This window comes from Bifidobacterium cebidarum (assembly GCF_009193305.1).
Lineage (GTDB): Bacteria > Actinomycetota > Actinomycetes > Actinomycetales > Bifidobacteriaceae > Bifidobacterium > Bifidobacterium cebidarum.
Genome location: NZ_WBVS01000004.1, coordinates 78546 through 100133 on the forward strand (window position 1 = coordinate 78546; position 21588 = coordinate 100133).

The 21588-nt window shown below is 56.7% G+C and carries 19 protein-coding genes and 1 pseudogene; 3 read left to right on the forward strand and 17 right to left on the reverse strand.

Annotated features, from left to right (window positions below; genetic code table 11):
• Positions 1-16 precede the first annotated feature (16 nt).
• The 11 genes from tpiA to F7D08_RS05485 all read right to left on the reverse strand — a co-directional run bounded on the left by tpiA (position 17) and on the right by F7D08_RS05485 (position 13851).
• Entirely contained in the window at positions 17-820 is an 804-nt protein-coding gene (tpiA, locus tag F7D08_RS05435) for a triose-phosphate isomerase (protein ID WP_152209649.1), read from the reverse strand.
• Between the two features lie 86 nt (positions 821-906).
• Positions 907-2112: a phosphoglycerate kinase gene (locus tag F7D08_RS05440; protein ID WP_100493997.1), complete on the reverse strand. Its 1206-nt coding sequence runs from the start codon at positions 2110-2112 to the stop codon at positions 907-909.
• A 140-nt stretch (positions 2113-2252) separates the two neighbouring features.
• Entirely contained in the window at positions 2253-3203 is a 951-nt protein-coding gene (gene whiA, locus F7D08_RS05445; RefSeq protein WP_152209650.1) for a DNA-binding protein WhiA, read from the reverse strand.
• Between the two features lie 155 nt (positions 3204-3358).
• Positions 3359-4312, reverse strand: coding sequence for an RNase adapter RapZ (gene rapZ / locus F7D08_RS05450; RefSeq protein WP_152209651.1), 954 nt, complete (start codon positions 4310-4312; stop codon positions 3359-3361).
• Positions 4312-5283 (reverse strand): shikimate dehydrogenase family protein, encoded by a 972-nt coding sequence (locus F7D08_RS05455; protein ID WP_152209652.1) that lies wholly within the window; start codon positions 5281-5283, stop codon positions 4312-4314. Before F7D08_RS05455 ends, rapZ begins: the two co-directional genes overlap by 1 nt.
• Before the next feature lie 126 nt (positions 5284-5409).
• On the reverse strand, positions 5410-7710 hold the full coding sequence (gene uvrC / locus F7D08_RS05460) for an excinuclease ABC subunit UvrC (protein WP_152209653.1): 2301 nt from the start codon (positions 7708-7710) through the stop codon (positions 5410-5412).
• 2 nt (positions 7711-7712) lie between these two features.
• Entirely contained in the window at positions 7713-10739 is a 3027-nt protein-coding gene (uvrA, locus tag F7D08_RS05465) for an excinuclease ABC subunit UvrA (protein WP_152209654.1), read from the reverse strand.
• A 196-nt stretch (positions 10740-10935) separates the two neighbouring features.
• The gene (locus F7D08_RS05470) at positions 10936-12174 is read right to left on the reverse strand and encodes an MFS transporter (protein WP_226803386.1); all 1239 of its coding nucleotides are present in this window, start codon (positions 12172-12174) and stop codon (positions 10936-10938) included.
• Between the two features lie 145 nt (positions 12175-12319).
• On the reverse strand, positions 12320-13018 hold the full coding sequence (locus F7D08_RS05475; RefSeq protein WP_152209655.1) for an SOS response-associated peptidase: 699 nt from the start codon (positions 13016-13018) through the stop codon (positions 12320-12322).
• Between the two features lie 44 nt (positions 13019-13062).
• The gene (locus tag F7D08_RS05480) at positions 13063-13386 is read right to left on the reverse strand and encodes a DUF2316 family protein (protein ID WP_152209656.1); all 324 of its coding nucleotides are present in this window, start codon (positions 13384-13386) and stop codon (positions 13063-13065) included.
• Between the two features lie 63 nt (positions 13387-13449).
• Positions 13450-13851: a VOC family protein gene (locus F7D08_RS05485; RefSeq protein ID WP_152209657.1), complete on the reverse strand. Its 402-nt coding sequence runs from the start codon at positions 13849-13851 to the stop codon at positions 13450-13452.
• A gap of 373 nt (positions 13852-14224) precedes the next feature.
• Between F7D08_RS05485 and F7D08_RS05490 the strand changes: the two genes are divergently transcribed.
• Positions 14225-15568 carry an MFS transporter gene (locus tag F7D08_RS05490; protein WP_226803387.1) on the forward strand — a complete coding sequence of 448 codons (1344 nt, stop codon included), beginning with the start codon at positions 14225-14227 and terminating at the stop codon, positions 15566-15568.
• A 740-nt stretch (positions 15569-16308) separates the two neighbouring features.
• Here the strand turns inward: F7D08_RS05490 and F7D08_RS05495 are convergent.
• The 4 genes and pseudogenes from F7D08_RS05495 to F7D08_RS09805 form a co-directional block, all read right to left on the reverse strand.
• Positions 16309-16806 (reverse strand): annotated as a pseudogene (locus F7D08_RS05495) (GNAT family N-acetyltransferase).
• Entirely contained in the window at positions 16803-17195 is a 393-nt protein-coding gene (locus tag F7D08_RS05500) for an SdpI family protein (protein ID WP_193316202.1), read from the reverse strand. The pseudogene F7D08_RS05495 and the gene F7D08_RS05500 overlap by 4 nt, the downstream one beginning before the upstream one ends.
• A gap of 13 nt (positions 17196-17208) precedes the next feature.
• Positions 17209-17553 (reverse strand): hypothetical protein, encoded by a 345-nt coding sequence (locus tag F7D08_RS05505; protein ID WP_152209660.1) that lies wholly within the window; start codon positions 17551-17553, stop codon positions 17209-17211.
• 11 nt (positions 17554-17564) lie between these two features.
• Positions 17565-17714, reverse strand: coding sequence for a hypothetical protein (locus tag F7D08_RS09805; protein ID WP_226803388.1), 150 nt, complete (start codon positions 17712-17714; stop codon positions 17565-17567).
• Between the two features lie 148 nt (positions 17715-17862).
• On the opposite strand from F7D08_RS09805, the gene F7D08_RS05515 reads away from it, so the two are divergent.
• Together F7D08_RS05515 and F7D08_RS05520 are read left to right on the forward strand one after the other, a co-directional pair.
• Entirely contained in the window at positions 17863-18561 is a 699-nt protein-coding gene (locus tag F7D08_RS05515; protein ID WP_152209662.1) for a response regulator, read from the forward strand.
• Positions 18537-19736 (forward strand): histidine kinase, encoded by a 1200-nt coding sequence (locus tag F7D08_RS05520; protein WP_226803389.1) that lies wholly within the window; start codon positions 18537-18539, stop codon positions 19734-19736. Before F7D08_RS05515 ends, F7D08_RS05520 begins: the two co-directional genes overlap by 25 nt.
• 26 nt (positions 19737-19762) lie before the next feature.
• Here the strand turns inward: F7D08_RS05520 and F7D08_RS05525 are convergent, their stop codons facing one another.
• Entirely contained in the window at positions 19763-20038 is a 276-nt protein-coding gene (locus tag F7D08_RS05525) for a hypothetical protein (protein WP_152209663.1), read from the reverse strand.
• Between the two features lie 217 nt (positions 20039-20255).
• Positions 20256-21386: a hypothetical protein gene (locus F7D08_RS05530; RefSeq protein ID WP_152209664.1), complete on the reverse strand. Its 1131-nt coding sequence runs from the start codon at positions 21384-21386 to the stop codon at positions 20256-20258.
• Positions 21387-21588: the final 202 nt, after the last annotated feature.

A 21588-nucleotide genomic window follows, 5' to 3' on the forward strand; every position in this document is an offset into this window, starting at 1 on the left:
TGGGAAAACTATGGCATTATGACCGGGATTTTGTGATTTTCAATGCCAAACGTGCGATTTTGGTCAGTTCCTGAGCATCCAGTGACGCGCCTCCGATGAGGAACCCATCCACATCGGGCTGAGAGATCAGCTCTGCAGCATTCTTTGACGTAACCGATCCGCCATAGAGGATGCGGACGGTATCAGCCACGGACGGGTTGAATGTGGCTTTCAAATCATCGCGGATGGCATTGGCCGCCTCCTGAGCGGTCTGCGGGGTGGCAACCATACCGGTGCCGATGGCCCATACCGGTTCATAAGCCACAATCAGCTTCGCGGCTTCTTCGGTGTTCAGATCTCGGGTGACATCATGAACTTGCCCCACGGCGAAATCCAGCTCGATGCCTTGGCGGCGTTCCTCGAAGCTTTCCCCCACGCACAGGATCGGCTGCATGCCAGCGGCCAATACGGCACGGACCTGGTCGACGATGTTGGCATCGTCTTCAGGATGATACTTGCGGCGTTCCGAATGTCCGACGATGACGTATTTGCATCCCAGAGCCGCCAACATATCGGCGGAGACATCGCCGGTGAACGCTCCCTGCGTGGTCACGGACACCGATTGCGCACCATAGTTAATGTGCAGTTTGTCCGCTTCGACAAGCACCTGTACGCTGCGCAGGGATGTGAAGGATGGGAAAAGCGCGACTTCGCAGCGCCTGAAGTCGAAATGCGCGTCACGAAGCAGCCATACCAGCTTCTGCACGAAGTAAGTGGCCTCCAAGTGATTGAAGTTCATCTTCCAGTTGCCGGCCACCAGCGGAATACGTCGCGATGCCATCCTTGTCCTTTCCCCCTCAAGCATGCTCTAAAGCATAATAGGCTCCCCTATGGCGAGGGGAGCCTATTCCAACCAAAAACGGCTAACTACTCCAGAACCTTCAGGCCCGGCAGCTCCTTGCCCTCAAGGAATTCGAGGGAAGCGCCGCCACCGGTGGAGATGTGGGAGAAACCGTCCTCCGGGAAGCCGAGGTTGCGCACTGCGGAAGCGGAGTCACCACCGCCAACGATGGTGAATGCACCGGCTGCGGTGGCGTCCACGAGGCCCTGAGCCACAGCCTTGGTGCCGGCTGCGAACTCCGGAATCTCGAACACACCCATCGGACCGTTCCACACGACGGTCTTGGAATCGACGATCTTGTCGTGGAAGAGCTTCTGGGACTCCGGACCGATGTCCAGGCCCATCTTGTCGGCCGGGATGGCGTCAGCGGCAACGACCTCCGGAGCGACCGGGGTATCGCCAGCCGGGAAGCCGGGGTTCACGACGATATCGGTCGGCAGCACGAGCTCAACGCCGTTCTTCTCGGCAGTCTCGATGTAGCCCTTGACCTTGTCGAGCTGATCCTCTTCGAGCAGGGAGGTGCCGACTTCGTAGCCCTTGGCCTTGAGGAAGGTGAACACCATGCCACCGCCGATGACCAGACGATTGGCCTTGTCAAGCAGGTTCTCGATCACACCGAGCTTGTCGGAGACCTTGGAACCGCCGAGCACCACGGTGAACGGACGCTCCGGGTTCTCGGTGGCCTTGGACAGAGCCTTGACTTCCTTCTCGACCAGCAGGCCGGCGGCAGCCGGCAGATCGGCGGCCACATCATAATCGGAACCCTGAGCGCGGTGCACAACACCGAAGCCATCGGAGACGAAGACCTCGCCGAGGGCGGCGATCTTCTTGGCGTACGGAGCGCGCACAGCCGGATCCTTGCTGGTCTCCTCCGGGTTGAAGCGAACGTTCTCGAGCAGCACAACATCACCGTCGTTCATGGCGGCAACCTTAGCCTGGGCATCCTCGCCGTAGGTGTCCTTGGCCAGCGGCACAGTGATGCCGAGCAGTTCGCCGAGACGAGCGGCAACCGGGGCCAGGCTCAGCTCAGGAACGACCTTGCCCTTCGGACGGCCGAGATGAGCCATCAGAATGACCTTTGCGCCTTCCTCGCGCAGAGCCTTGATGGTCGGCAGGGCGGCCTTGATACGACCGTCATCGGTGATCGTAGTGCCGTCCAGCGGGACGTTGAAATCAGCACGCATCAGAACGCGCTTGCCCTTGAGATCTCCAAGATCCTTGAGTGTCTTCATGAATATCCTTTCCTTGACGTTCGACGCCAAAGTGGCCAGTTTTGCCAATTCGCATATTACAGGCATTGAAGAACAAAACACCGCATTGCCTCACAGGGCGAATGCGGTGTTGTGAATTCGTGATACACGAGTAGAAGGTCTTACTTTCCTTCCGCGGCACGTGCCTTTTCGGTTTTCTCGGCCAGCTGCAGCAGACGGCGGATGCGGCCTGCGATGGCATCCTTGGTGATCTGCGGTTCCGCGATCTTGCCAAGCTCCTCCAGACTCTTGTCCACGTGGTCGATACGCAGCTGGCCTGCCTGACGCAGATTTTCAGGGATGTTATCGCCAAGGATTTCGAATGCGCGCTGCACTTTTTCGCTGGCCTCGGCTGCCGCTTTGGCGCTACGGCGCATATTCGCGTCATCGAAGTTCGCGAGACGATTGGCCTTGCCGCGGGTTTCGCCATCCGAACGTTTGCCGGTCCATTCGCGAACCGAACGAGAGGCCCCCATGGATTTCAGCATGCGCTCAATGGCATCGGGATCCTTCAACGTCACGCGCTCCGAAGTGCGCGTCGTGCGATGCTTGGCCTGGAAGCCCAGACGACGAGCCATGCCGCACAGCGCCATTGCGGCCTCTTCGGAAGGACATGCAATGTCCAGGAAACTTGCCTTGCCGGGTTCGGAGAGCATGCCACGAGCCATGAATGCTCCGCGCCAAGCGGCTTTGATCTGGGCAATGGAACCATTGACCACTTCGGCGGGCAGACCATGAACCTGCTGCTTGCGACGGTCGACCAAACCGGTCTGCAATGCGAGTGCCACAACGTTGCGGGTCACCAGCACGATGTAGGTTTCGACAGGTCCGTTCTGGGTCTGACGAGTCTGGTGCTTGATTTCAGCCTCATGCCCGAACACGTTCCTCAACGTATCGCGCAGCCATTCCGCCGCTTCAAGCGAGGTGTATATGGATCGAATCACATATGCGTTCTGCACGCGGTGAAGTCCACCGCCGAAACGAATCATGGTCGCCGCCTGGGCCTTGATCGCGGCTGGCGAATCACCTTCAAAAGCTGCCAATTCGCTTTTGACGTCGTCCAGAAGAGCCAAGATCCAACCTCCTACAGTCTCGTTCTTCCCAATGCTTCAGCCGCTTCGTGCCGTTGCACGCCGGAAGCCATCGGCTTACTGTGATACCTAATCTCGTGGACAAGCGAACCCGTTCGATACGCTTTTCGGGCAACGCTTTCTCGTAGTGTGGTCATTCAGGATGAGTGATGTTTGTGCTGCTCCCTTGCGGAAACAGTGACTTTCAGCCCATGAGCGCGTAATCTGCGAGCGAGTTCCTCGCTCATGGCGACCGAACGGTGTTGGCCACCGGTGCATCCGATGGCAATGGTCACGAAATGCTTATCCTCGCGCGCATAGCCTTCCAATGCGGTCTCGATGGCCTTCTCATAGGCGTCAAGGAATTCTGTGGCCCCCTTGCTGGAAAGCACATAGTCGGCGACCGGTTTGTCATGACCGGTGAGTTCCCGCAGACTTGGCACCCAGAACGGATTGGGCAGGAATCGTACATCGGCGACGAAATCGGCATCGATGGGGGTGCCGTATTTGAATCCGAAGCTGAAGATGTGCACGGCCACGGTAGTCGGGCCGGAACCCAGCATCGTCTCATAGAGCTTGGTGGATAGCTGATGGATACTGAGCCTACTGGTATCGATGACCCAGTCGGCACGCTCCTTCAGATTGCTCAGCAGGTGGCGTTCCTCCAGAATACCGTCGATAAGACGGTTGCCATGCTGCAGAGGATGCGGGCGACGAACGGATTCATAACGCTTGATGAGCACGTCATTGCTGGCATCGAGGAACAGGATGCGGGTTTTGACTCCAAGGTCATCCAAATGGCTCAATACGGCGGCCAGATCATCGAAGTAGCTACGTGAACGCACATCGATGACAGCTGCGAGCTTATGGATGCCGCTATCGGAACCGGAAGTGGTCATCATGTCCACGAGCGGTACCAGCAATTTGGGCGGCAGATTATCGACCACATACCAGCCCATATCCTCCACGGTGCCTGCAGCTCGGGATCGCCCAGCGCCGGACATGCCGGTAATCAGTAATACTTCAAATGCGTCCGCCGGATTCGGCTGATCACCGTCGGTCTGCGCAACGTTGATGATGGAACTGTTGGCCGCTACTGCATGCTGGCTCATCACAAGGCCTCCTCCAATGCATTGCGCATGGCGATTTCCAACTGGTCGTCTTCGGTGGTGGTGTCCTGCAGACGTTTATCCGCATCACTGGGCGGATCGTCGTCCCAGATGCCGGTCATCAGCAATACCTGGATCAAGGCCTGATACAGTAGCATTTCCTCGCCGCCGATGGCATCACCGCCGCGGGCACGCCAGGCTTCCATGAGCTTGGTAGGTCTGGGATCGTATACCACGTCCAGCAGGAGCCCGCGGGATTCATCGAATTCGATGTTGCCCAGCTCAACGGCAACACTATCCGCGGCATGGCCGGGAATGGTGTTGATGATGTATGTGGCGTCGTGGGCGGCCGTCAATAGCGCAGACACATCAGACAGACTGATCTCACTATATGGAGTATGAGTATTGATGTAACGCTCGGCCAATGGCTTGAACGAGGTGTTCTTTCCGGGATGGCGTGCCGCCACCGTCACGTGCCCTATCTCCGGCATCATGCAGCATGCCGCCATTGCCGAGGTGGCTGTGTTGCCGTTGCCGATGATCAATGCACTGCCGGCATGGTCGGGCTTATGATGTGCACCAAGTTCACGATTGGCATGATCGAACGCCAGCTGAATGCCAATCACATCCGTGTTATACAACTTGATGCTCGGCTTTCCATGCGGCCAAGTGGGATCATCGGTAATCCGGGACCAGTCGAAGATGGCGGTATTGGCCACTTTCAGCTCTTTGGCCCATAGATTCGCAGGAACGCCATACGGCTGTATGGTTTTCTTCAACGGCATGGTCAGGCTCAACCCCGACCATGTAGGATCAAGGCTTTTGAGGAATGAGTCAAGGTCCTCTTCGCCGATTTCATGCTTGTCGTAGAGCCAGTCAGTCAAGCACAATGCCCGATAGGCGGCATTATGAAGCACCGGTGAGAGCGAATGTGCGATCGGCTTGCCGAGAACCGCGCAACGATGGTTGATCATGTCCCCTCCTTCAACTTCCTTCCATGCTAGCCGAACTTGTAGGCAGATATGTGTCTTCGCTTGAAGTCAATAGGCATCATCGACCCTGCACCGCATACACCACTGCTGATGCATATTTACGCTTGACTATGATTCATCACGGTGCAGCGCCTGATACAACGTTTCGGCTTTGGCTTGTCCCACGCCCCTGACCTGCATGAAATCCTCGACGTTGGCTTCGCGCATGGCCTTGACGGAGCCGAAATGGTTCAGCAGCTTCTTCTGATAGCTCTCGCCGATGCCCGGGATTTCGTCTAGCGCACTGCGCAACGCTCCTTTACGCCGTTGCTGGCGATGGTAGGTGATAGCGAAGCGGTGGGATTCATCGCGCACTCGTTGCAGCAGGTACATGCCTTCGGATTGACGTTTGAGAATGATCGGATAATCGTCATCCGGCACCCAAACCTCTTCCAATCGCTTGGCCAAGCCGCATACGGCGACATCGTCGACTCCGCAATCCTCTAACGCCCTTGCCGCGGCCATGACCTGCGGTTTGCCGCCATCGACCACGACAAGATTCGGCTTGTAGGCGAAATGACGACGGTCAGTGTTCTGTTGCACGGTTTCAGCGACTTGATCATCGCGCTCGGAACCGGTTGCGGCTTTTGCTTTGGCTGTGGCCATTCGCTGTTCGGCATCCATGCTCTCTCCGGAATCGCCGGCGATGTTGCCGTGCTTGAATCGACGGGTCAGAGTCTCATACAAGGCTGACAGATCATCTACCGCCCCCTTGCCGTCCTTGCCTCGAATGGCGAATCGCCGGTACTCGGATTTCTTGGCGATGGCATCCTCGAACACCACCATCGACGCCACCTGGAAGGCTCCACCCACGGTATTGGAGATGTCGTAGCATTCGATGCGCAGCGGAGCCTCATCGAGGAACAGTGCCTTGGCCACATCATTCATAGCCTGCGTGCGTGCGCCCATGTCCGAGATGCGGCTGAGTTTGCTGCGCTGCAGAGCTTGATTGGCGTTCTCATTGGCGCGGTCCATGAGCTGCTTCTTATCGCCGCGGGAGGCCACCCGGATGGACACCGCACCCCCACGCAAACCGGTGAGCCAATCCTCTAATTCCTCGCGACGGCTCGGTTCGATGGGCAGGATGATTTCACGAGGCACAGGCGCGATGGGCGCCAGTAAATCAGCACGACCGGTGACTTCTTGGCGGCTGTTGCGTTCCCGGGTCGCTTTGGCTCGAGCTATAGCATCCGTAGCGGTGATGGTTTGCGTGGAACCGATGGCCTCGCGTTGCTCCTGAATAGATGCTGTATGCTCCTTGGCCTGCCTGTCTTTCGATTCGCTGCCAGCGGCGTCAGAATACACTTGGACAATCAGGTCGGCCATCAAATCGCCATCGCTGATATCTTCGACACGTTCCACACTCCAGTTGCGTTCGCCTCGGATGGCTCCGGCACGTACATAGAACGCGTGCACGGACGCTTCCAGTTCATCGCTGGCGAATCCGAATACGTCGGCATCCACATCCTGATCGAAAACGACCGCATTCTGCTGCACCACGGTTTCCAACATTTGAATCTGGTCGCGCAGACGTGCGGCTTTTTCGAATTCCAGTTCGGCGCTGGCCTCTTTCATTGCTCGGGTCAGCTGAGCAATGTACGGACGGCCGAGACGACCGGTCATGACGCCAACCAATTGTTCGGCGAGCTTGCGATGGTCCATTGGTGTGATTCGTCCGATGCAAGGAGCAGAGCATTTACCAATCGAGGCGAACAGGCATGGACGGCCAGTGAGCTCCGCTTTGTGGAATACGTTGGGTGTGCAGGTGCGTACCGGGAATGTGCGCAGCAGCCTGTCCAAGCTATGACGTAATTCCCAAACCTTGGCATAGGGGCCGAAATATCTGGTGTCGTGGCGTTTGCGTGAACGCGTGACCCAAACGCGCGGAATCCGCTCCCCTGTGCTGACTGCCAGATACGGATAGGTTTTATCATCACGGAACTGCACATTGAATCGAGGATCGAATTCCTTGATCCACGTGTATTCCAACGTCAGCGATTCCAGCTCGGTGCCGACAACGGTCCATTCGAGACTGCGGGCGGTAAGCACCATCGTCTGGGTGCGCGGGTGCAGCAGGTAAAGCGGCTGGAAATAGTTGGTGAGTCTATTGCGTAGGTTCTTGGCCTTGCCTACATAAATGACTCGCCCTTCACCGTCCCGCCATTTGTAGACGCCTGGTTTCGCTGGAATATCCGAGGTTTTCGGCCTGAACAGATCACGCGTATCCCCGAGCAGCGGAGCCCCATTCACATTGACGTTCGCTTCCGCTCCGCGTTCGACTGCGATGCTCTCGGCCGTGCTTTCCGTCATCAACGCCGAAGCGGTCTTGCGCCACGTATCCGGACTATGCCGTTCAATATCGTTCGTCATATCTATAGCATTGGTTTCAGGAACTTGCCGGTCCAGGATTCAGCGCATTCGGCCACTTGTTCAGGGGTACCCTGCGTGACGATGGTGCCGCCGCCATCGCCTCCTTCGGGGCCCAGATCAATCAGCCAGTCCGCTTCCTTGATTACATCGAGATTGTGTTCGATGACAATCACCGTATTGCCTTTATCAACCAACGACTGCAGCACTTTGAGCAGCTTGTTCACGTCTTCGAAGTGCAGGCCGGTGGTCGGCTCGTCCAGAATGTATACGGTTTTACCGTCCGAACGACGCTGCAGCTCGGTGGCGAGCTTCACGCGCTGTGATTCACCACCGGAAAGCGTAGGCGCCGGCTGGCCGAGTCGGATATAGCCCAGGCCGACATCCACTAGCGTCTTCAGATAACGGGAGATGCCGGTGTATGCCTTGAAGAAGTCGGCGGCCTCCTCGATCGGCATATCGAGAATGTCGGAAACGGTTTTGCCGTTGTACTTCACTTCAAGGGTTTCACGGTTGTAGCGTTTGCCGTGGCATGTCTCGCATTCCACATACACATCCGGCAGGAAGTTCATCTCGATCTTCAGCGTGCCGTCGCCATGGCAGGCTTCGCATCGGCCGCCCTTGACGTTGAAGCTGAATCGGCCCGGGCCATAGCCGCGTACCTGCGCTTCCGGCGTCTTGGCGAACAATGTGCGAATCTTATCCCACACGCCGGTGTATGTGGCCGGGTTGGAACGCGGCGTGCGTCCGATTGGATTCTGATCCACATGGATCACCTTGCGCACCTGGTCGACGCCTTCGACGCGTGTGTGTTTGCCGGGCACGATGCGTGCGCCGTTGAGCTTGTCCGCAAGCACCGGATACAGAATCGTGTTCACCAAGGAGGATTTGCCGGAGCCGGAGACACCAGTGACCACGGTGAAGACGCCGAGCGGGAAGCTCACATTGATGTTCTTCAGGTTGTTCTCACGTGCGCCCACGACCTTGAGCATCTTGGTCTTGTTGATCTTGCGGCGGTGCGCAGGCACGGCGATTTCGCGGCGATGCGCGATGTAATCGCCGGTGATGGAGCGCTTGGCTTCGATGAGATGCTTGGCTGGGCCTGAGTAGATGACCTCGCCGCCATGTTCGCCGGCACCGGGGCCGATGTCCACCAGCCAGTCTGCCTGACGAATCGTATCCTCATCATGCTCGACCACGATGAGCGTATTGCCGAGATCACGCAGATGGTGCAGGGTTTCGATCAATCGTTCGTTGTCTCGCTGGTGCAAACCGATGGACGGCTCATCAAGCACATACATGACGCCGACCAGACCGGAACCAATCTGCGTGGCCAGGCGGATGCGCTGTGCTTCGCCACCGGATAGTGTGGCCGCCGCGCGCGAGAGCGTCAGGTAGTCGAGACCGACATCGTTGAGGAATCCAAGTCGTGCCTTGATCTCCTTGAGGACTTCGCCGGCAATCAGCTGTGCGGAGCCTTCGAGCTTCAGTCCGTTGACCCATTCGAGTTCGCGGACTACCGGCATATCGCAGACGTCGAAAATGGACTTGCCATTCACGGTGACCGCCAACACTTCCGGCTTTAGACGACGGCCATGGCATACCTGGCATGGCACTTCGCGCATGTACGATTCGTAGTATTCGCGCATGGACTGCGAGTCGGTTTCGTCATGGCGGCGCATCAGCGTGCGTACCACGCCTTCGAAACCGGTGGAGTATTCGCGCAGACGCCCCCAACGATTGCGGTAGGAGACATCCACCTTGAAATCGTGACCGTAGAGGATGTCATGCTTCACATCCTCGGGCAGGTCTTTCCACGGGGTTTTCATTGAGAAGCCCATTTCACGGGCCAGGCCTTCAAGTACATGGCTGTAATACTGGGAGGTCATCTTCGTGTTGCCCCACGGTTCGATGACGCCTTCGGCCAGCGACTTCTCCGGATCGGAAATCACGAGTTCCGGATCAATCTCCAACTTAAAACCAAGACCGGTGCACGCCGGGCATGCGCCATAAGGCGCGTTGAAGGAGAAGGTACGTGGCTCGATCTCATCGAGCTCCAAAGTGTGGCCGTTCGGGCAGCTGCGATGTTCGGAAAATGGTCGACGGCGTGCCGGAGAGCCTTCCTCCTCATCCACGAAGTCGATGACGATGCTACCGTTGGCGAGCTTCAATGCGGTCTCCACCGAATCAGTCAAACGCTGACGAATACCATCCTTGATCACCAGACGATCCACCACCACTTCGATGGTGTGCTTCTTCTGTTTGGTGAGCTTGATGTCTTCCGAGAGCTGCTTCATTTCGCCGTCGATGAGCGCGCGGGCATAGCCATCGGAGCGCAGTAGCTCCAACATGTCCACGAACTCGCCCTTACGGCCCTTCACCACCGGGGCGAGAATCTGGAATCGCGTGCGCTCCGGATAGTCCAGCAGCGTATCGACGATTTGCTGTGGTGTCTGTGAGGCTACAGGCTCACCGCATTCCGGGCAGTGCGGCACGCCGGTACGGGCGAACAGCAGTCGCAGATAATCATAGATTTCGGTGATGGTGCCCACGGTGGATCGCGGGTTGCGGTTCGTGGTTTTCTGATCGATGGAGACGGCCGGGCTTAAACCTTCGATGAAGTCGACATCGGGCTTATCCATCTGCCCCAGGAACTGGCGCGCATAGGCGGACAGGGATTCCACATAGCGACGCTGGCCTTCAGCGAACAGGGTGTCGAACGCGAGCGAGGATTTACCAGAACCCGATAGTCCGGTAAATACCACCATACGATTGCGCGGAATCGCCAAATCCACATTCTTCAGGTTGTGTTCGCGCGCGCCTTGGATGGTGATTTTCAAGTCATTGGGGATATGTGAGATGTCCGCCACCAGCGAGCCGTTATGTTCGACGAGCGGCGCCTTCTTGATTTCACGGCTCAGGAAGGAGTCGCTGGTCATGACTTTCTCAACGATGACCTCGCCGTTCTTGCCTTTGGTCTTTGCTCCCCCAGCCGTGCGCTTTGTGCCAGTCTGCGTTGCCGCCACCGCAATCCCGCCTTCCCTGTCGCCTTCGTTCGCACACGAGCGTCATAAGCGGCGCCCGCACATAACAATCTGCCCCAAGAATACCCGAACACCCGACCTCAGTCGAACGCTTGTTCGATGGCGTGTTCGGCTCGGATACGCGCTATGGATACGAGTAAGGGCCCCGGATAATGCATTCGAGGCCCTTACCGATCATCAGGAATTACGCGTAGCGCTTACTCGAGCGCGACGCCCTTCTTTTCGGGGATGAAGAACATCGTGATGAACGCGATGATATAGATGGACGCGATGGCCGCCAGCGCGAAGCCGAAGCCGTGGCCGGTGGCGATGGCCGCGATAACAACCGGGCCCAGACCGCCGCGATGAAGCGACCAGTGTTGTACAGGGCGGTTTGCGCGGTGGCGCGCAGCTCGGTCGGGAATAGTTCGGAAATCAGCGCACCGTAGCCGCCGATCATGCCGTTGGCGAACATACCCATGAAGAAGCCGCCGATAAGCAATGCGGTCGGGTCCTTGAGCTGGCTGTAGATCACCACCATGATGGCGGCACCGATCTGGAAGATCCAGAATGCCGGGCGACGGCCGAGGTGATCGGCGAGGAAGCCGAACACCGAGATGCCGAGCATCATGCCGAGTACGGTGACGGCGGTCCAGATACCGGTGGAGGTCAGGGACAGATTCAACTCGGTGTTGAGGTAGCTGGGCAGCCAGGTCATGATGCCGAAGTAGCCGCAGTTCTGCACGGTGCACAGGATGATGATGGCGATGGAGAAGCGCACGCGCTCCGGGGTGGAGAACAGCTGGCGAATCGAGCCATGCTCCTTGGCGGTCTGGCGGTGCTTCAAATACAGCGGAGGCTCAGGCACGAAGACTCGAATGAAGATTGCCACGATGGCAGGCACGATGCCGATGGCGAACAGTCCGCGCCAGCCGAAGGCGGTCAGGATCGGAGCGCTCAGCAGGGAAGCCAGCAGCACGCCCACCTGGAAGCCGAGGCCCACGCCGGAAGTCGCCTTGGCGCGGTTGGCCGGGCTGGACGCTTCGGCGGCGATGGCCATGCCGATGCCGAACTCAGCGCCGATACCCACGCCGGCGAGGAAGCGGAACAATGCCATCAGGAAGAAGTTCGGCGCGAATGCAGAGAACAGCGTGAACACGCCGAAGAAAATCACCGAATAGGTCAGCACGCGAATGCGACCGTACTTATCCGCCATACGGCCGAACACCAGACCGCCCAGAAATGCACCGGCCAGCGTGATGGTGGTCAGTGTGCTTGCCGTGGTCTTGTCGATGTTGAAGCTGGCCATGATGCCGGACATCGCAAAGCCCAAAATCATCAGATCAAGGCCGTCGAGTGCATGCCCGACCGCCGAGGAGAATACTGCCAGACCGGCGTAATGCTTCATGCCGCTGGCCTTATCCACCGTTTCCTTATCTGCCATGAACATGGCTATCCCTCCGCTCTTCTCGTTACGGTTCGGCGGAAGATTGTAATAGATAAGGTGAACAGATGGTGAACAAGGTATGTCGAATAGTTGCGGGCTATCCGTTTGCGCGACAACCCAGCGCTCAATGGCAGGTTGCGCATTAGAACAGACTGGGGACATCAATCTGCGCTAGCGGTCGAATCAGCCTACGACCATCATCCGATGCATTGAATGCAGCGACCTCATGATAGGCAAGGTTACGGGATAGTTCGGTGCCGTTGTTCTGCATATCCGGCATTAATGATGCGCCATCGATTGAACGATCAAGCCATGCATCGGTGAGATTGTGCGGCACCAGTAACGGCATGCGATTATGCACCGTAGCGGGGCCATCCACAGCCTGGCAGGTAAGTATCGTGGAGGTCAGTAGCCACGCGGATTGCTGCTCGCCCCGCCACCAGGAAAATAGCCCGGCCAAATACAACGTGGCATTATCCGGCGCATGGAAATAATACGGCTTGCGTCCATGAAATTCGTAGTATCCGGAAGCGGGAATGATGGCTCGCATCGATTTGGCGGATTCCGCGAACGTGGGTTTGGTACAGGCTGATTCGACGCGTGCGTTGTATGTGGGATACGCGAGTTCTTTGCTTTGGCTCCATGCGGGAATCAACGACCAATATGCGTCAGCCAGATGGCGCCGTCCGTCTCTTCCCTGAGCCACGATACCGATGGTCTGTTTAGGTGTGATGTTGTATGACGGCTGCGGTAGTTCGGCGGAATCTACTTCGTCCTTGTCCACGCTGAATTGCTCGGCGATTGCATCCCAATCCAAATCAGCCGCAAAACACCTGCACATAGCGTCAATATCCCATCGTGTAATTCATGACAATATCCGACGGATCAGTTCAATCTGTTCGCGTCGATGATTCGGTCGTCAAGGAACCAATAGCCGTGCGGATCGCCACGCAATGCACTGAATGGTATCGGATTCACGCCCTCGGCTGCGACCTTGTCAAGCAGATATCCACGCACAATCCATGGGTACTCCAGCACGCCGGACCGTAGCTCGATGATATTCGTAATAATTGCGCCCGATACCCCGAAATCCGCGCCGATTTGGTCTGCGGTCAACCCCAACAAGGCCATATTTTCACGAAACTCGCGGATAGTCGCCGCCCGCTGCTCGCTCGTCAATGACACGCCAAACTCCTTATCTTTCAGCATAGAAATGCCGCATTCAACAGTATTAGCTGGTGATGATTATGCAATGCGCAGGTCGATGATTATTTAGCTTGCTTGACGCTTCTCAAACCAGCCGGACCAGTCGACCACGGCTTCGATATTATTGCCGTCCGGATCCAATACGAACGCCGAATAATAGCCGGGATGGTAAGGCCGGGGCCCGGGGGCTCCGTTATCTCGGCCACCGGCTGCGAGCGCGGCCTGGTAGAACGTCTGTACGGCCTCAACGTTGGGAGTCAAAAACGCGATATGGGTGACCGGAGAGGCTTCCTCATCATCCATCGGCGAAACATAGAAATCGGAATGGGGCGTGCCATCGTCCACGCCGAAACCAATCGTCGGTTCGTGATGTGCTTTGGCGACATATCCCAGTGGGGCAAGCGCTTGCCGGTAGAACGCGATGCTGCGTTCTATATCCTTTACATGCAGCGTGATGTGATCCAACATGGCTGCCACTGTACGCGCATCACGTGCTATCTGTCTGTTTCTGATTATTTGTTCGACCGCATACCGCGGAATGGTGTTTTGCTATATTCCGCCTGATTAACATAGATATATGTAGGAAGCATTGCGGAGCCCATCATTGGCGATTTTCGCAATGCGCCATTATCGGTCATTGGAGACTTACATGTACGTCGTTCTGGAATCATTCGCATACGACTAAGCGGGTTAGCGGTTTGTTTTCCCCGCCTCTTCCCTATCGCTACGGGTCGCTTTAGCTCGCGCGATATGTCGTTATGCCTGATTTCCGAACGTTCCCATGAGCGCGATGTGCGATGCCATAATCAGCAGTAATCCGATTGGGTATCGCATGCCGTTCATGGGCAGTCATGAAATGAGTTTCACCATGAACACCGATATCCACCCGTCCAATCACTCCTCCGTCAAGGCCGCACACAATCCTCGTTCACTGTGGCGCCTGTCCGCATACCGTAACTGGTTCATTTCAGACACTGCCGATGTTTTCGCGGTCAGTCTTCGTACGTTCGCCATACCGTTAATCGGCCTTGCCTTGTCCGGTTCTGCTTTTATTTCAGGGCTATTGGTTGCCATCGAATCAGCTATAGGGCTGGTGCTTATGTCCATCGGCGGCGCAATCGCCGACCGACATGATCGCAGACGACTGATGATTCTGCTCGGGCTTGTTGGCGTGGTGCTGTCTGTGTCAGCGACTGTTCTTCTCGCTTTTGGCATGATGAATACGACAGCATTCATGTTTTTTGTCGTTATGTTTGCAATGATGAACGGCCTCTTAGGGCCATCCAACGACGCGATGCTCAAATCGATTGTGCCGATGGAACGATTTGCCAAAGCCCAAGCAATACGCGAGGCTCGTGAATCCTGCGTCGAACTGTCTGGCGGCGCAATCGGCGGATTGTTGTACAGGATTGCCGGTTGGTGCCCGTTCCTCACGTCTGCAGCGCTATACCTGATTGCGAGCATCACCGCACTGGCCTTGCCGAAGAACACGACAGTCGCAACCGAGAACGTTCCAGCAAATCGACAAATTTCTAGTAGTTCGACAATGGATTCGTCGTTCCTCGCCCAGTTTATTGAGGGTTGGAAATGGACATTGACCAGACGAACGGTTCTTGCAGCCATCGTCCAGGGAGCGGTCATCAACGTCGCTTGCTATGGGAACATCATCGGAGTTCAAATCATGCTCGCCGAACGTGGTACGGACGCTGCGCTTATCGGACTGGTGGGCACAGCTACCGGCGTCGCGGCTTTAATCGGATCACTGGCTGCCAATTGGCTGGTGGATCATATTCCGACCGGCAAGCTCATCATGCTTACCTTTGCCGTGTTTACGTTTGCGATAACACCTCTGCTATTCACCGACTCATACGGTGTAATCGTTGCATGCACGGCGATGGCTTCCTTGCTGTTTCCTGCGTTTAACGCCGGCGAGCTCGGATTCATTTATGGGCGCACGCCAGACCACATGCAAGGCAGGGTGTCTACCGTATTCGAGACCGCAATCGGCATTCCCGGAGCCTTGACGCCTGCTTTGGTCGGTTGGCTGTTGCAGACACCCGGACTTGGTTTCAGGGCAGTCATGATACTGGTCGTTGCATGTGCGGGCGTTGGACTGTTGCTCGCCTGCGTCACCCCGACGCGCGACATCCCTCTGCCATCACAATGGGAACAAGCTGAACTGTAAGACGATGGCCGACAATGCGCGGCAATCGAACGAGGGCACCGCAAATATATCGCGTCGTGCCCTCGTATACCAGAATCGACTCATTGTCTGGTCTGTGCGGCGTTCAACGCCGGCCAATTCATACGCAGCAAAGCCTATTTCGCTATCAATCGATAGATTGTCCGATATGTCCAATATCGCCGAAATGTCTGGACTGAGGTAGGCTGAGCATAAGGTTTCAGGAAAGGATCAGTTAGTAGCTTTTCTCGATGCGAACATCTTCCCGCCACACTTGGCTGACGGATGTACTGCTCACGTTTGCAGACCATCACCTGTTCGACCCCGAGTACTCCGATGACGTGCTTGAAAAAGCCAGCTGGGCACCATGCAGGAGGAGCTTGAACGGCTCGAACATTTCGACATGCCGGGATTTGCCCAGACAATGCGCCGACTGATGAATGGGCGGGTTCAGATTTAAGATCGTTTCATTATCTGCGTTTAATTATTCCAAAAGATGTTTCATAGGGCTGTCTGATTTTAGAAAAAAGTTGGTTTAGAGAGTTGTTTTATCGGCGGTAAATGATGGCTACATGCGCATTACGCTATGCGTATTGGTTTGTGCACATTGAGCTGATACGACTCTTGGGGCATGTGTACAGCATCACTGAAAAATCGCCACCCTAACTGTCATTTTTGGAAAGGCGACATAAAGATTCAAACAAATGCTGACAATGGAGTGACCTCCAGCGGCAGTCCTGCTATCAGTAGTTGGTCATTTCGAGTTCCAAGCCCATGTCTTCAGTTTGGGTGAGACCGGTCTCATGAAAACCGATGTGTCGGTAAAAACCTTGGGCGTTGTCGTTGAAGCCAGCGACCCAAAGCGCAAGCCGGTCGTTGCCGACGGCCCGTTTGCCGGCCTCGACCAGCATGCGTCCAACGCCCTGCCGGCGCCGGTCGGCCAACACATACAATGAGGCCAGTTCCGCTGCTTCGGGACGGTCAATCGGTGGTCGCGGCGTGCGCAGCAGTTCCGCGAACCCAATCACGTGGTCGTCGTCAAGCGCCACCAGCACGACCTGATCGGAGTCCCTGGCGTGGGCATCCGTGAGCTTCAGCGCGAACTGTGGTGTGATGGCATCCACTATCTCCTGCGGAATATGCCCCTGATTTAGCTCCCGCTACGTTTGAGACTGCACCTGCGCCTTCTCCTCGAACCATCGTGGTTCGATCGGAGCGATACGAATCGTCATGTCTATCATTCCTTCTGAATATCTTCGTTCGATTCTAGGTAATGCCTTTTTGCGTCGAAATTCGCGATGGTGCCGCATGCAACAAGCCAAGCAACAAGCATGGCGGCAAGTGCAAGAAGCATCCACCACCAGATCATGTTCATGGTATTAATGTCACGGGTTGCAATCATGCCGACCAGTACGTCTAATGGCATCAGAGTGGTCAGAACACCACAGCCGAGGAACACGAACGCATACTTGCGGTGTATGTATTCCCATGTTTCGTCCGAGGCGATGGTCCAGCGGGTCTTGATGCCGACCTGATAATTCCTCTCCAATTGACCGTTCCTCGCGAACCCATACATGGAGAAGCACCACTGGACTATCGGCAGGAATAAACCGATCAGGCAAAGAAGCATATCCCGATTCCTTTCAGGCATTATGCCGGTTAAGGGGCGCTTGCACGGCGGCGACACCGAACACGGACTGCACGCAGAACAATCCCGTGAGGAATACGAATGCGGCGGGATGGTATGTGCGGTAGAAATCAACCATGTCGGGTTGCGCGTATGGCATCGCGATGGTGTACGCACAACCGACGAGCAGAGCGACGGATAGCGAGCCGACCAGTAGTGCGATGACTGTGAAACGCAGTCGTCGCCGGTCTTCGCACGCATGCGCAAGCCAGCGAAACGACAGCGTGATGCAAATGCTGACCAGTAGGTAGCACACCAGTCCGTATGCGGGCAGCATATCGATGATAAGCAGATACTTCATGGAAGATCCTTTCAGATCAGGCATTCGAAAAGATGCCATTCCGAGGAATCAGCATCACGGATGATGATCAACGTACCGCTCTCGTTGTCTATCTCCCTATGAGGCTGATCGTATAGATCATCAAGTTGTGTTCCCAGATCCAATTGCAGAGTCTTTTCCATCGGAGGTCTCCTAGCCTTCGCTGTATACCGATAAGTCTCATTGAATCCACGTACGTCCAGCAATCGCAACGTCATGTCAAGCAATCGCATGACAGCGGTGCCGTTTCATGTAGGAGAACCAATGTCCGCCGGCGGTACAGTGGACGTTATGGGACTTGAGAACAAGCCGGACGTAATGGGCGTGATTCGTATCGGCGTGTTGGATAATGATCCGTTCGCATTGGATGCGATGTGTGCGATGATCGCGGCCATGTCCCGGGATTTCCGCGTCGTGTGGAGCACGGGGTCGCCGGCGGTGGCGATCGAGCACTGCCATAACGCGCATACGAGGCCGGATGTGCTCGTGCTGGACATGGCGTTGGGCGGCATCACGGGCGCGGACGTGTGCCGGCGCATCCGACGCAGGACGAGTGCGGTGGGTATCGTGTGCGTCACCTCGTATTCGACGGACGTCTACCGGGCGGAGGCGATTGCGGCCGGCGCGCAGGGACTGCTCGCCAAGGAACGACTCAGTGCCGATATCGTTGACGCCGTGCGTCAGGCGGCCTCAGGGGAACCGACCGCAGTGCAGGCCGCGGCGGGGTTCCGTGACGCGGTTTCGGCGTATGCGCTGCTGTCCGGCACGGTGCCGGCGAGGATGTCGGAGGACATGAAAGACTCGTTGTCCGCGCGTGAGAAGGACATCCTGCGCCTGTACTCGCAGCGTCTCACTACCGACGAGATCGCACAACGTCTGGGCATTACTAAGGGCAGCGTGTTCACGTACGTGCATCGCGCGGCCGACAAGCTCGGTGTGACCAGCCGTAGGGAGGTGCTGGAGGCATGCGCCAGATACGATCTGCTGTAAACCGGCTTATCGGACGACTCGGTCCAAACAACGATCACCCGGTCATCGCGGCGACATGCGTGCTGCTGGCCGCGGCCCTCATCGCGGAATATACGGCTCGGGCCGCGACGGATGCCTCCTCAACGGTGAGCGTGCAGCATCTCGTACTGGTTCTGGTGATACTCGTCGGTCTGACCGGCGGCATATTCCGCCCGCATCGGTTCCTCTGGGCGGCGCTTGTGGCCGGGGAGATATTGCTGATGAGGACACTCATGATTACTCCGTTAGCCATCAGCATCGTCTGTACGGGATTTCTTGCCTACCTCAATACATGGTCCGGCGCAATCGCCACCGGACTGCTACTCACGTTGCTGTTCGCTCCGGCACCACCTAGTAGCAACCATCTGCTGGTAGCCACATTGATGCATATCGCGCTCTATTGCTTCCCGCTAGTGACCGGACTGCTACTGCACATGATGCGACAGCGCGACCGTGACTCGTATCTGCTGCGTCGCCAGCAGGAACACGAGGACACGGCCCGCAATTTGCATGACACCATCAGCAACGATCTCGCCTATCTCATCCTACGCATCGACCACGCCGAAACCAGCGGCATGCCCGCCGGCGAGCATGAATACCGTCGGCAACTCCGGGAACTACGCGACGCGGCCGATCGCGCCATGACCCACACACACACGGTCATCGAGTCGCTAGAAGAGCATCCGGAGCAACATCCGCAACCAGAACCGTCGGAACCGCGAAGCACGGCAATATTCCCGCTAGCAACGGCCGCAGATCACGCCACCGTGCAACAGGCGGAACTGCAATCCCTGATCGACGACGAGGAGACGAAACTCGAATCGCTCGGCTTCACCGGTGACAACCTGCTCGGCGAACTCCGCCGCCCGCTCTCCCCGGGCATGATGCAGCTGTTCACAGGATTGCTGACGGAACTCTACGCGAACATCGCCAAGCACGCCGACCCAGCCGAATGGTACGCCGTCTCCATCAGCTTTGACGCTGAAGAGCTCCGCATCTCCGTCAGCGACACCATCGCCAAACATGACGGAAAGCTCGGGTTGGGCAGCGGCCTCGACCGTTACCGCATCATCATCGAAAAAGCCGGCGGCAATTTCACCATCCACGCGGAACAGCGACACTGGCAACTGGATGCCACCATCCCAAACAAGCTATGAACCATCGGCAAGTTCGGCAGCTTGGACTACAGGAGCGCAATCACCAGAGCAATAGACGCCAAACTTGCGGTTACGCCAATCCCTATGGCAAGAAGCGGTTTTTGCTGAGCGTTGCTTTTCACAGCGGCAAGCAACGCCATGACCAGCAGTAGCACTCCGACGGCTCGACAGAGCAGGCTCAAGGCACCTCCCGGGATCGCAAACGCAAGAGACTGCAATGCTATGGATGCGCACAGCAGGATCACGACCAATCGTCTGGCGCCACTGTTTTGTACCGACGTGTTAGGAGTGGACTTTCCCATTGCGATCGCTTCCCTTCGTTGGGACTCGGTTCTCTTGCGATTTCCATTCAATCAGGGAACGGCCGACAGCACAACATCATGTCAAGCGATCGCATGACAGGAATCATTATCCGAGGCCTGCACCCAGTCAAGCCCGTCGTTAGCTGAACACGCATCGCCCTCAATATCGAGCTAATCGTAAAATCGAGCATACAGGGATGTCGTTGTTCGTTCACGGTTATGGTGCCACCGGCGCGACGAGGATGTCGTCGCTGCTGCGGTTGGTCGGAATAAGCGCGGGTGTGGTCGATACCTTGCCGGTAGTCATGTCGGCGTTCGCAATGATGCCGATCTGCTTCACTCCACGTGCCGGGACCTTCACGGCCGGGTTCAAGGATTCTCGGACCAGCATGACGATCCGCGTGTCCACGACGATGGCCTGCGAAACATACGGCGACGACCCCGTGGGCATGGAGATGCACTGATTACCGATAGCGAACGGCTGCTCGATGACGGGGCAGATTTGCCGTGTTCCTACGGCCCATGGCTTTCCCGCAACGACTACAAGCGTCTGGAAATCCGAGGAGACCGTGGTGCTGTCCGTTCGTTCCAAGGTGTTCGCATCGAACATGTCGATTTGCCGGGGAGTCCCGTTCATGTCCGTACCGGCCACCAGCACGTGATTGTTCCATACGACCGGCCGCAAGTACAGCAGAGCGTCGTCGGTCACCTGTGCCTTGACCGAACGGTCGGATAACCCGTAGCGGATGATTTTACCCTGGTATCGGTTGGAACTCAACGTGAGCTCGTGACCGGTGATGAACAGGTGCTGCCCGTCGGAGACCTGGCCTTCGGTGTAGATCTTCAGTATTTTTCGCTCAGTGATTTTGCCCGTACCGTCCTGGACGACCAGCAGGTTGAGATACGAGTCGTCTTCCGGAGAATCGTTGCCGTTCATCACCGCCACGACCCCGCCGCCATACGGTCCGATGGACATAACACCGGAATAATTCGGATTATCCAACAGATGGAATGATCGCATCACGCCATCCTTGTCGATGATGAGATGCATGTTCGAGCGTTGGCCTCCGGCGATGAACTCGCCGTTCTCATACGAGTATACGGACACGTTCTGCAATTCGGGGACCCGTTCATCCGTAATGATGCCGCCCTTACGGTCAATGGTCAGCACGCCGCCCTTGTTCGATTCCAGCATGGCCGAATAGATAATCCGATAGGCTGCCGGCTTGTTCGAGCGCTCATAATGCGGGACGAGGTACCAGACGATGAGCGAAGCGGCCGCTATGATCGCCGTTGATACCGCGGCGACTATGGCAATCGCCGTCTTGTGATAGTGTCGCATCTTCATCGTTGCATCTTTCCTATGTTTTCCGAATCGATCATGGATCCGAACCGATACCGTCAGCATACGAACGATTCCACATCCGCTTGTCACGCTGTCATCAATCACATGGCAGGCACGCAAACCGGCTATGCAGGATAAGGGAACACCCAACTTACGGAACTTGACTATATGTGATGTCCCTGCTCACAGGCTTAATCCGCTCGAT

Coding starts and splice junctions, on each gene's coding strand:
- uvrC (WP_152209653.1), bottom strand. CDS start 7,710: ATGACGAACGATATTGAACGGCATAGTCCGGATACGTGGCGCAAGACC.
- F7D08_RS05475 (WP_152209655.1), bottom strand. CDS start 13,018: ATGTGCAGGTGTTTTGCGGCTGATTTGGATTGGGATGCAATCGCCGAG.
- F7D08_RS05500 (WP_193316202.1), bottom strand. CDS start 17,195: ATGCTTCTTTGCCTGATCGGTTTATTCCTGCCGATAGTCCAGTGGTGC.
- rapZ (WP_152209651.1), bottom strand. CDS start 4,312: ATGAGCCAGCATGCAGTAGCGGCCAACAGTTCCATCATCAACGTTGCG.
- F7D08_RS05525 (WP_152209663.1), bottom strand. CDS start 20,038: ATGGGAAAGTCCACTCCTAACACGTCGGTACAAAACAGTGGCGCCAGA.
- F7D08_RS05485 (WP_152209657.1), bottom strand. CDS start 13,851: ATGTTGGATCACATCACGCTGCATGTAAAGGATATAGAACGCAGCATC.
- F7D08_RS05440 (WP_100493997.1), bottom strand. CDS start 2,112: ATGAAGACACTCAAGGATCTTGGAGATCTCAAGGGCAAGCGCGTTCTG.
- F7D08_RS05470 (WP_226803386.1), bottom strand. CDS start 12,174: ATGGCAGATAAGGAAACGGTGGATAAGGCCAGCGGCATGAAGCATTAC.
- F7D08_RS05515 (WP_152209662.1), top strand. CDS start 17,863: ATGGGACTTGAGAACAAGCCGGACGTAATGGGCGTGATTCGTATCGGC.
- F7D08_RS05455 (WP_152209652.1), bottom strand. CDS start 5,283: ATGATCAACCATCGTTGCGCGGTTCTCGGCAAGCCGATCGCACATTCG.
- F7D08_RS05480 (WP_152209656.1), bottom strand. CDS start 13,386: ATGCTGAAAGATAAGGAGTTTGGCGTGTCATTGACGAGCGAGCAGCGG.
- F7D08_RS09805 (WP_226803388.1), bottom strand. CDS start 17,714: ATGGAAAAGACTCTGCAATTGGATCTGGGAACACAACTTGATGATCTA.
- F7D08_RS05530 (WP_152209664.1), bottom strand. CDS start 21,386: ATGAAGATGCGACACTATCACAAGACGGCGATTGCCATAGTCGCCGCG.
- F7D08_RS05505 (WP_152209660.1), bottom strand. CDS start 17,553: ATGAAGTATCTGCTTATCATCGATATGCTGCCCGCATACGGACTGGTG.
- F7D08_RS05490 (WP_226803387.1), top strand. CDS start 14,225: ATGGGCAGTCATGAAATGAGTTTCACCATGAACACCGATATCCACCCG.
- F7D08_RS05520 (WP_226803389.1), top strand. CDS start 18,537: ATGCGCCAGATACGATCTGCTGTAAACCGGCTTATCGGACGACTCGGT.
- tpiA (WP_152209649.1), bottom strand. CDS start 820: ATGGCATCGCGACGTATTCCGCTGGTGGCCGGCAACTGGAAGATGAAC.